The following is a 9,355-nucleotide window of genomic DNA, read 5'->3' on the forward strand; positions in this document are numbered from 1 at the left end:
GGGCCGGTTCGTGCGAGGTTGCCAGCCGTTTATAGCCCAGTGAGAGTTTCCGACAATTCTTTAGGAGACGCGATCTTGCGCAGACGGGCTACGTGACCAGGGCGGCGTTCCACTACACCCTGCACGACGACGGTTGTCGCCGTATCCATCCAATGATGGAGTTGGGTGAGTTCGGCGGCATGCACGCGTACTTCGATGCGGCCGTTTCGGGAGCCATTTTGGCTTGGCGCCTGAATCGCGATTTCTCCGAATGGGTCACCGGGAGCGTGGGAAATGTGAATGATCGGACCAGTAACTACTAGGAGCGGTTCTCGCTGGGGCGTCGAGAGCAACTTGACGGTGGTGTCTACGAGGTATCTTGCCTCTGCCGGAATAATGACGCGCTCAGGCGTGTTCTCAGCGATCATTTCGGAAGCTGCCCAGTCGAAGCGGGTTTCTAACCAGGAGACCGATGGCTCAGCCAGTGCGCGGCTCATCTGGGCAAAGATCTCTTTGCTGCCGCCCGCGATAATGACCGGAGTGAGGTCCCTCAAGCGAGGTTCTCGCCCCGACTGAATGATGTGCCTTTCGAAGAGCAACAACGTCTGTGCGAGCGTTCGAAAAACGCGACGCTCCTGTGACTCAGGCCGAACTGCATCGAACATGCTTGACGGAAGCGCTGGAACCGGATCAGCGATGGGTTCGCCGACTCGCATGAGGACCGGGAAGACGAAACTCCCGACCTCGGTGTGTCCGAGGCGGGCCTCGCGCGCTAGACCGTCTCCGAGCTTGCTGTAGTTCCCCCCGATGGACTGTCTGGGACGTCGGGCAGTCGTCGCCGCGGCCCTAATCATTCCGAATGCTGAGGTAATGACCGTCGCGCCGGCCTCAAGCGGAATGGATTGCTCGCCCAGGGTGTCGTTGTCCACGCGAAAGCGTGTGACATCGAACCGGACAAGATCTATGGCCTGTTCAATCTGCTGAACTCGATTGCCGTGCGCACGCGCGATTCGTTCGATCACATCGTTCGACTCGAAGGACCCTCGCCTCATGGTTTGGGGAAGGTACATCTCATTCGGCGTGGAGGGAAGGACCCAGAGTCCCGCGCCACCATCACGCCCAGCCCTCGCCAACGTCCAGCCGCGCCGGCGAAGCAATGCTGCGATGCTTGCGGACAGATCTTGGGTCACTTCGTGCCGCCCTGTTGTGCCTCGTGAAAGGCGTAGACCTCGTCGCGCCAGTCATACAGTGTTTCTGCGGTCAGTTGATCACTCTTGGTGAACTTCATTGTCTTGACGTGGTGCAGTCGATCGAATCGCTTGCCGAACGCAACAGTTCGATGGTTGGTGACCGTCTGCTTTGATTCGATCCACGCGGGCACAGCTGGCGGCACTTTGACGAGGACAACAAAGACGGGGTGGTAGCTGCCAGCCCATTTTTCAACCCAGGCCGATTCGAGCGCCAGTGTCGCCGATCCCTGGCCGACTTTGAACCCCCCAGTGCACTTGACTTGCACTTCGGCGCTCGCCCTCCCGAATCTTAGTATGACGTCAAGTGCGTCAACGTCCTCGTCCGAAGGTGTCTCGTGGAATCCAACACCTGCATGAGCCGACAAGGCACGCAGATATGCGACTCCGTATCGTCCGCGTCGCCCGTTGTCCGAAAAATGTGGGTTCGCGGATGTCAAGAGTCGTGAAGGTGGTGCGACTGGTGCTGGATTTGTCAAGCTCTGCCCCCGGTACCGATTTCTTGTAAAGCTAGCAGGCAAGCTCACTCTCCATTGAACGAAGGTTCTGGCGTCCTTGAGCGGTGGGAGCCTATCTTGGTCGACATCGGACAGCTCGAGGACTTCAGAATGTGAACGGTCGGCGAATCGTTGACGCGGCTACCTTCGATGATTTCGCTCAGCTTCGACACTGATTTCGAGGGGTTTCGCTCTCGCTCCAGGCGCTGGAGTGGATGCTCGTCAGCGATGGCTCGCCGAATTTCGGGCCTGGGGCCGAGATCCGAGACTGTCGACCGGGATTCTCCTTTCCTCCAACTCCTCGAGGAGGGCGGCTGGGCGATTTACTGCGCCATTACTGCTGTGACCTGAGTGAGCCCGCCTGCCAACGGCTCAATCGGCTGAATATCAAACCGCTCGCGTCCAACGCCGAAGGATTCGGAACGGTGGCGGGATGCGAGCGGCCACTAGTCTGCCATTCTGATCACAACGCCACAGCGACATCAGGAGGAGCATCTTGGATTCCGAGACATCAGCCGCATTCGACACTGGCAGACGAATTTGGCTCGACCATCTTGCCACACTCGTCCTTGACTCCACTTGCGTTCGCGTGTTCGCCGATTCTTCGCTCACTCCGATAGAGCAAGCAATGCTTGTTGTTCATGTGGGCACTGGGCATCTCTACGGAATAGCCGACAGCGACTCCATCGTCGAAGGAGTGCTTTCAGCCGAACAGATCGAGGTACTGATCTCGCGATATTGGCTTGACGGCCAGTTCAATCCGTATCTCGCGCGCACCATACCGTTCCTCTGGGCGAGCCTGTACCGGTTGGGTCGAGACACGCAAACGGTCCAGAAGGAGATTCTCGGCTTGCTTTTCAATTCTCAGCTTGGACGACGTATGCAGGACCAGTCGAGCAGCGACCTCGACCCCGGGAAGATCGACACGCAGGCATCAGAGCTAGTCAGTGAATTACAGCTTCACCAGGATTCGAACGATGACCGAAAACCGCTTGCACTCGACTGCGAGAACAGCCATTTGGGGCTTGTCGACATGCTGCTCGCGGCGGAAGTGCCCATCACTATAGATCTCCTCACTCTTCTTGAAGTTCAAGCCACCATCCCGCTGGACAGTCAGGCGCGACAAGAGGTGGCAGCGCTCGAGGAGGCGGGTAATCAGCACGAGATATTTCGATCGATGCCCGGGGGGTGGCCTGGGCCAGCTCCGTCAGACGTGCCCGGGTGGGTTCGTGACATAGTCCAGAGCAGTGGGGCTCGCATGTACTACGCGTCCACAGGCCACATTCCGGGCTGGCTAATCGTCGCAGAATCCGAGCAAGAACTCCGAGCAATCCACCAGTGGAGCTATGAACCCAATTTCGGTTTCGCGGTAGACAACGAAGGTAATCCTGTACTGCTAATACAGCTCACTTTCGCTAGCGACGATGAAACTGCGGATGCCGCGTGGCGCTACCCACTGCAGGATGTACGCAGTGTCACTCGGCTACGGGCCCTAATTGCGATCGGAGTCGTCCGTCTTGACGTCTACAAGATCAGTGCCGACGCACGCTTAGAGTTCATATTTGCTTTTGGCTGCCCTCTCCCGATTCCGCTCCGTGAGGCCTGTCTTTTGTTCCTCGAAACCAACTCTCTGTCGCCTTCGCAAGTAAGACTTTTCCATCCAACAACTCCAGAGGACGAACTAGACACCATGAGCTTGGTGGAAGGAAACATGTTCGATGGCCTGAGCCGCGGCATGAATTCGCTTCGGACCGACGCCTCGTCTGAACTTGCCGATGCATATCGAAATCACCTTGCAACACTAGATTCCGCGACGGCAGCTCTGTTTGGAGGGTTGCGAAGCGACAACCTCTACAAGGAATCACGCGAGACGCTTCGGATCGCGCTAGCTCAGGAGGAGCGCCCGGCGAGAGACACGATAGACGTAGGACTACTAGGCGAGGGCCGCGCATATCTTCAGTTTCGAGTCATTTTCGATGAACCGGTTCGACTGGTTGCCTACGCGGCCTACAGAGGGGGTACCGGCGCTCTCCAGACAATGATGGCAGAGTTCGACGGCGAATTCAGCTCATCATGGGATCTCGACCAACAGGCGACTGCGCTAAGTGCTGGGTTAAGTGGACTCAGGGCGATGCTCTCCGATGGAGTGTCGAAGTTGATTGTTTGTCCTGCTCCCGCTGCCTACAACCTGCCCTATCACGAGGCGCTCTTGCGACTCGGCTTCGAAGAAGTGAGTTACACACACCGGGTGGCCACCCTTCGACCTGCGGGGCGATCGGGCGCCGAAGACACAGCTGTCGTCGGATTCGCTGGTGAGGGAACGCTGTACATCGAGGCAGTTGACACCGAACTGGAGATTGTGTCACGCCTCCACAAGGCCGCCAGGACAGCGATGATTCCTGGAACTCTCCCGCGTCTAGTGCATCTAGCGGGTCACGGTCACGCTGGAAATCAAAGCTATGAAACAGCGATGGAAATCGGTGCGGACGGCCCCCCACTCTCTTCTGCTCGGGTGCTCCTCGACTTCGACGCATCAGGCTGCGAGCTTGTATTCCTGTCGGCCTGTTCATCTGGCCGAGGCGCATACGACTCTGATCAGATGGCTGAAGCCATACCGATGGACATCGCGTTCATCGAGGCAGGGGCACGAACCGTTGTGTCCACTTCCAAGCCGGTCAATGACTACATCGCGTGCTTTTTCGCCGCTGTATTCCATGCGGAACTTCTGGTAGGCAAGTCCACCTGGGAGTCCTACATAAATGCTCGCGAGGCGGCGCGTTCAGGGCGGCTTCCGAAATCCGCAGAACTCGTGGACGCCCTGTGGCCGAACTGGGAGAACGACGTCCGCGCCGCGTTGACAGTGCACCCCCATGACTGGGCGAGCTACAGGCTATCCGGTCGCCACTGGGATTAGTGGGTGGATGCCTCATCGCGGTCGGGATTGGTGGCGTCCCCAGGAGGGGAAAAGAGTGTTGAACTCCCGAGGACCATACCTGACAACAACGCACGTCCCCTTGCTATCTTCCAAACTGAGGACGGAGGAACCACGAGTTTGTTTGCTCAATGCGCATTCCTCCAATCCCGCCCTCCTTTACCGTCCATGGCGCGCCTTCGGTTGATCTCGTCTTCGTAGGCGCTGAGCCACACGGCCGCCCGCTCTGTCCGACCACGGCGCAGGACTTGAGACACAATAAAGGGCAGAAGCACCGTCGCAAGAATTAGGGTGAAGATTCCGCTTGCGATGGCTGCCGCCAGCCATGGCAATCCGTCGAAGTTGAGCCCCCTACTGGGCGCGATAAAGAGGGCCGCGAACGCGAGCAGCAAGGCGGCTAGCGAAACTTCCGCCGAGGTCGTGTCATCCCCTGATCGCGCACGAAGCAGGGCCAATACGTTGAGTTGGGTCTCATAGGCAGCGCGGCCAAAGGCTTTGACTCTTGTTGGAGAGACGTCTAGATCCCCGTGGAGGTGAACAGCGACTGTGGTCGGAAGTTTGGATCCCATGGTGCGACAGTATCGGCTGGTTCGGACATCGCTCCCTGAGGCGACCTTCGAAGTTTTCTAGGACGGCATCAGGTCAAAGTCTTGCGGCCGTTTTTTCCGTGGTCCAGGGCTTTCTGTAGTTCGGTCATCGTTGGTCATCGCGACTGCGCACCAACGACTGGTGCTCGGCCGTTGGGGTAGGCGGCTGTCCGGCTGAGGACATGCCATCTTGCCGTCGATCGGCCAAAGGCTGGATGATTGGCCCATGACCAATACCGTCCCGCCGTCAACAGATGCACCCAGCGCACCGATCGCCACGATCTATCAAAACTCTGATCAGGTTGCAGGGATACTCCAGCAGATCGTGCGGCAGCCGCTTCTGACGGACGAATCGCGCGAGATCACCGCAGAGGGCGGTACTGATACCGCAGCCGCCGGTGGCGCAACAGGTAAGGCCATGGTTAAGGGTAAGCTCCCGTTTTTCGGTGGTGGTGAGCTAGGCACGGAAGCTCAAGCGAGCCTGTCGTCGAGCTGGACCCAGACGACCGGAACAGCCTCTCGTCAGCAGTTCGTTTATTCTCAGGCATACAACCTCCACCTCGTCCGGCAGTTCCTCGAGCAAGGGGCGCTCTTGACTCACCTGACATCCGCGGAGCAGGCTGAAGGGCTTCAGCCAGGTTCATTCGTCCAGTACACCTCCGCGTTCGACCCCGTTGAGCTCACTCTTGCTCTGGATGTCGTATCGCCCGAACTTGTCGAGGCAATCACGCGCTACACCGTGAAGCGCGACTACGTTTCCCGGTTCCCCGAGGAGGGCGGTCATGAGGCACGAATCCAGCACGCAGAGAAAATGTACCTTGAAGCCGATGCAAAGGGAGAGCTAGCCCGAGCGATCACGAACGCTGTCAAGGCGGACACGCGGCAGGAAACCACGCGCGAGTACTACGGGCGAGTTGCCGAGGAGCCGGCGCTGACGGTCATCACAATCTGCGACTTGGCACACTTCATCGTTGACGACCCGGATCGGCTTCTTGACGGCACGTTTACGGTGCTCGGCAAGGTCATCTCGGCTGTTGAATCGGACGTGCCAACGTTCGCTCGAAACAAACTCCTTCGCAACCTCGCACCGACAGCGCTCGACGACGGCATAGGCAAACTGTATGAAATGATCGACCAGGTTCCCGAGGTCGGTGGGAGGGCGCCTTCGGAGTACGTCGGCCTGAAGCTGGACTCGAGGGTGCGCGGATCTTCCATGCGTGTCATGCCCCTCGCTGTCTTCTCCTGACTCACGAGATGCCACGCATCCGAAATCTCCAGCCAGCCGCGCGTCGTAAAGCGCACTTGACGCCGTGGGCGTGCTGGGGCCGAAGCTGATCTTCGACGTCACCGACGAGGGAGACCGGACTGGCCGTGTTCCGGCCGGCCAGCGAGGCTGTCAGCACCGACATTTGTGGGAGGGACGTTTCGACGAGCTCACGGTGCTTGCTCCGGTCGGGCAGAGTGAATCGTTAATCAGGCAGCAGCGTCGTCGCGCGACCAGATTTTCGTGACCGAAGAAAAGGGGTCAAGCCTCAACGCGCGTGGGCCGGTAGCGCACGGCGACTGTCCCCGACTGGAACTCATGGCGGTCTACGAGTTCGAGCTGGATGCGCTCGCGCAGGCCGGCAAACAATGTCGGCCCGTGACCGGCAAGGACCGGCTGCACAAGGAACTCATACTCATCGATCAGTCCCAGATCGGCCAGAGCCAGGGGGAGCGTTACACCACCAACCCACAACCCCGCGCCTGACTCCCGCTTTAGCTGCTGAACCGCCTGCCTCAAGTCGCCTTGCACCAGCTCGGCATTCCAATCGACCCCGCTCAGCCTGCTCGACACGACGAACTTCTTCGACCGATCAATGGTCTCGGCGAACGGCTTCTGCCATTCAGCCATCCAGTCAGGCCAAGTGCCCGAGGCCGGCTTCCGCCACGCCGACTCCATCATCTCGTAGGTCACCCGGCCGAAGAGCAGGCCATCGGCTCGTTCGAGCTGAGCCGTCCAATAGCGCATTGAATCCTCGTCCGGGGGAAGCCCTGCCTCGTGATGGCAGCAGCCGTCGAGCGTGACGTTGATCGAGTATCGGAGTGGTCTCATCTCGCGGCTCTCCATTGGTGCGCGCGCCGCGTTCATCGGAACGTTCACAAAACGATAGCCGGTATCGCTTCTCAACGGCGCCCCAAATCGCACCCAACAATTCACGCCACCGCCGCCGCGATGACACTCGTGCCGTGGCCACGGCACGCACGTGTTCGGGGAGTACCTGAGCCAAGTGCACCGATAGGAATCCGGATGTCGTCAATCTGTACCACCTACTGGGGGCCGGCGAGTGTCCCTGCGATCAATTCTCGGACTTCACCCCGTGCAAGGATTCAGGAATGATCCCCTCTGAAACCAGCCTCCGCATAGGTTCTCTTGTCGAGATGTTCGGCGACTTCGCCGAGGTACTCGGAGGTACCGGCGGCTATTTCCTGGACTCAGACCTCGATATGGACCATGACCTGGCTCGAAGCGTCGTTGTCCCTGTCCTCGTTGTAAACGGTTTGGCTAACTCGGTTGGCGACCACCTTGACGCGTGGGTGACCAAGTCCCACGACGGCCATACAGGAGTGTTTGCGGACTTTACTCTTTTTCGCCCCGTTGTCGAGTCTCTCGCCGCCATCATCTGGATTCTGGGAGCCGCAGAGTCAAAGGATCGCATTTCCAGGACTATTCAGTTTGTAAACATCGAGTTGCGAAAAGGTAAGCGCCTGGTAAGTGACCTGCAGAAAGCGGGAGGTCCGGACCAGCCAATGCAGAACATTTTCAATGAGTTGGAGGACTCTCTCCTACAGGCATGTGAAAACGTCGGCTTAGAGCACTCCACGTGCATGCCGGAGCGGCCGCTCGACCCGTCTAAACTGACGAAAAAGGCAGCTCAGTACGTTCCCGGGCCGACACTTGACACATACAAATTCTGGGCTCTGTGTTCCGCTCATGCTCATAGCCAGATGTTTACAGTGCTCAGCAAGGCCAATGTGCACCGCCACAACCGTCCCGACGGGAATCTATACAATCTCTACGAGCTTTTCGATTTCGTGGCGAAGCTCCTCGGGATAGCGGTTGGGCTACTTGAGAAGCGGGGAAGCAACCTCGGTGAAGTCAGTGCGACCGCCCGGACGGGGCGCACGCGGTGAACACGAAACGCCCACACATGGTCTCGAAGGGCTACATCAAGGGCTGGGCGGATGCGAAGGGCATCGTCGAGGTAATCGACATTCAAGGCCGTCGAGGCCTCCGTCAACCCATTGGAAACGCGACGGTAGTGAACTACGTCTACGAGCCGACAGTCTTGACGACTGACCTCGAGGCTGCGTACGGGCAAATCGAATCCGCTGGCACACCAGTCATCGTCAAACTCCGTGATCGCGATATCGCCCTCACGTCAGCCGATATCGCGGCCATGATCGCCTTTATGGAAATGCACCTCGACCGCGGCCGTTACGCAGATCAAGCAAAAGTCCGCACGCCCGCCGTTCTGGTCAAGACTGGGTGGCATTTTGAAGACGCAGAGTTGAGCCTGGGTGATCGTCTTCTCTTATCGCAGTCGCTTCCCGACGTGCTACGGCTGGCGACGCTAGGGCTAGAGCAATGGACATGGACAGTCATTTCTACCGAGGGCCTCCCAACCGGAGATGGTGCGGTACTCCTATGGGTGCCAACGAAAGGCGCCGATATCTGCACTGTTTCCTTTCCGTTGTCACCCACACGATTACTCGTGATCGGGGAAGAACTTCCCGATGGAATACCGATACATACCCGAATTACCGACAACTGCAAGCGGTGGATCATCGGAGCTCCCGGAACGCTCAATCTTGCTTGGGCTGACGATGGCCGCGCAGCGTCAACGTGAGGGTCCACCGCAACGAGTTGCCTCGGCATGCCGGTGCGAACCCTTCGTCCTGCGGACGTGCGCGACTTGGGAGTGCCGAAACGATCGTGACCAATTTGCCACGGGTGAACCGCCTTGCGGGCGCTAAATGCTGTTCAGGTGGTCATCTGTCAATGGCCATTAGGAACTGCCCGTAGGCGGCCAGCAGAATTGCCCGCTGGTGGCCATGGAAACTGCCCACTCA

The 9,355-nt window shown here is 58.7% G+C and carries 8 protein-coding genes; 4 read left to right on the forward strand and 4 right to left on the reverse strand.

Annotated elements, in window-relative coordinates:
- Positions 1-29: 29 nt before the first annotated feature.
- Together ACEN2M_RS17120 and ACEN2M_RS17125 are read right to left on the reverse strand one after the other, a co-directional pair.
- Positions 30-1,001, reverse strand: coding sequence for a hypothetical protein (locus ACEN2M_RS17120; protein ID WP_441649343.1), 972 nt, complete (start codon positions 999-1,001; stop codon positions 30-32).
- 164 nt (positions 1,002-1,165) lie between these two features.
- Positions 1,166-1,753 carry a DUF4365 domain-containing protein gene (locus ACEN2M_RS17125; RefSeq protein WP_441649344.1) on the reverse strand — a complete coding sequence of 196 codons (588 nt, stop codon included), beginning with the start codon at positions 1,751-1,753 and terminating at the stop codon, positions 1,166-1,168.
- Between the two features lie 466 nt (positions 1,754-2,219).
- Here ACEN2M_RS17125 and ACEN2M_RS17130 point away from each other — a divergent pair, with 466 nt between their 5' ends.
- Positions 2,220-4,637, forward strand: a complete 2,418-nt coding sequence (locus tag ACEN2M_RS17130; protein WP_441649345.1) for a CHAT domain-containing protein — start codon at positions 2,220-2,222, stop codon at positions 4,635-4,637.
- A 146-nt stretch (positions 4,638-4,783) separates the two neighbouring features.
- On the opposite strand, the gene ACEN2M_RS17135 is transcribed toward ACEN2M_RS17130, so the two are convergent.
- Positions 4,784-5,224 (reverse strand): hypothetical protein, encoded by a 441-nt coding sequence (locus tag ACEN2M_RS17135; RefSeq protein ID WP_441649346.1) that lies wholly within the window; start codon positions 5,222-5,224, stop codon positions 4,784-4,786.
- 244 nt (positions 5,225-5,468) lie between these two features.
- Here ACEN2M_RS17135 and ACEN2M_RS17140 point away from each other — a divergent pair, with 244 nt between their 5' ends.
- Positions 5,469-6,488, forward strand: coding sequence for a DUF6414 family protein (locus tag ACEN2M_RS17140; protein ID WP_441649347.1), 1,020 nt, complete (start codon positions 5,469-5,471; stop codon positions 6,486-6,488).
- 279 nt (positions 6,489-6,767) lie between these two features.
- On the opposite strand, the gene ACEN2M_RS17145 is transcribed toward ACEN2M_RS17140, so the two are convergent.
- Positions 6,768-7,337, reverse strand: a complete 570-nt coding sequence (locus tag ACEN2M_RS17145) for a dihydrofolate reductase family protein (RefSeq protein ID WP_441649355.1) — start codon at positions 7,335-7,337, stop codon at positions 6,768-6,770.
- A gap of 281 nt (positions 7,338-7,618) precedes the next feature.
- Here ACEN2M_RS17145 and ACEN2M_RS17150 point away from each other — a divergent pair, with 281 nt between their 5' ends.
- Together ACEN2M_RS17150 and ACEN2M_RS17155 are read left to right on the forward strand one after the other, a co-directional pair.
- Positions 7,619-8,416: a hypothetical protein gene (locus ACEN2M_RS17150; protein ID WP_441649348.1), complete on the forward strand. Its 798-nt coding sequence runs from the start codon at positions 7,619-7,621 to the stop codon at positions 8,414-8,416.
- The gene (locus ACEN2M_RS17155; RefSeq protein WP_441649349.1) at positions 8,413-9,132 is read left to right on the forward strand and encodes a DUF4238 domain-containing protein; all 720 of its coding nucleotides are present in this window, start codon (positions 8,413-8,415) and stop codon (positions 9,130-9,132) included. The genes ACEN2M_RS17150 and ACEN2M_RS17155 overlap by 4 nt, the downstream gene beginning before the upstream one ends.
- Positions 9,133-9,355 lie beyond the last annotated feature (223 nt).

The organism is Cryobacterium sp. W22_MBD10_FK3, assembly GCF_052113745.1.
GTDB lineage: Bacteria > Actinomycetota > Actinomycetes > Actinomycetales > Microbacteriaceae > Cryobacterium.

Coding starts and splice junctions, on each gene's coding strand:
- ACEN2M_RS17135 (WP_441649346.1), bottom strand. CDS start 5,224: ATGGGATCCAAACTTCCGACCACAGTCGCTGTTCACCTCCACGGGGAT.
- ACEN2M_RS17140 (WP_441649347.1), top strand. CDS start 5,469: ATGACCAATACCGTCCCGCCGTCAACAGATGCACCCAGCGCACCGATC.
- ACEN2M_RS17145 (WP_441649355.1), bottom strand. CDS start 7,337: ATGAGACCACTCCGATACTCGATCAACGTCACGCTCGACGGCTGCTGC.
- ACEN2M_RS17150 (WP_441649348.1), top strand. CDS start 7,619: ATGATCCCCTCTGAAACCAGCCTCCGCATAGGTTCTCTTGTCGAGATG.